The organism is Streptomyces bikiniensis (genome assembly GCF_000716625.1).
In the GTDB taxonomy this organism is placed as follows: domain Bacteria; phylum Actinomycetota; class Actinomycetes; order Streptomycetales; family Streptomycetaceae; genus Streptomyces; species Streptomyces bikiniensis.
In genome coordinates, this window is the sequence record NZ_JNXJ01000116.1 from 1 (window position 1) to 694 (window position 694).

Annotated in this window: 1 rRNA gene; it reads left to right on the plus strand. The window is 57.9% G+C overall.

The features are described 5' to 3' along the window. Window positions 1-61 precede the first annotated feature (61 nt). Window positions 62-694: ribosomal RNA gene (locus tag OO47_RS32980) — 23S ribosomal RNA — on the plus strand; the annotation flags it as partial.

Here is a 694-nt window from a genome sequence, read left to right on the forward strand (position 1 = left end):
GGTCAGGGTGGTGGGTGGCTGGTCGTTGTTTGAGAACTACACAGTGGACGCGAGCATCTGTGGCCAAGTTTTTAAGGGCGCACGGTGGATGCCTTGGCACCAGGAACCGATGAAGGACGTGGGAGGCCACGATAGTCCCCGGGGAGCCGTCAACCAGGCTTTGATCCGGGGGTTTCCGAATGGGGAAACCCGGCAGTCGTCATGGGCTGTCACCCATGCCTGAACACATAGGGCATGTGGAGGGAACGAGGGGAAGTGAAACATCTCAGTACCCTCAGGAAGAGAAAACAACCGTGATTCCGGGAGTAGTGGCGAGCGAAACCGGATGAGGCCAAACCGTATGCGTGTGAGACCCGGCAGGGGTTGCGCATGCGGGGTTGTGGGATCTCTTTTCTGTCGTCTGCCGGCGACAGGACGAGTCAGAAACCGTATGGATAGGCGAAGGACATGCGAAAGGTCCGGCGTAGAGGGTAAGACCCCCGTAGCTGAAATTCATGCGGCTCGTTGAAGAGACACCCAAGTAGCACGGGGCCCGAGAAATCCCGTGTGAATCTGGCGGGACCACCCGCTAAGCCTAAATATTCCCTGGTGACCGATAGCGGATAGTACCGTGAGGGAATGGTGAAAAGTACCGCGGGAGCGGAGTGAAATAGTACCTGAAACCGTGTGCCTACAAGCCGTGGGAGCGTCGGAC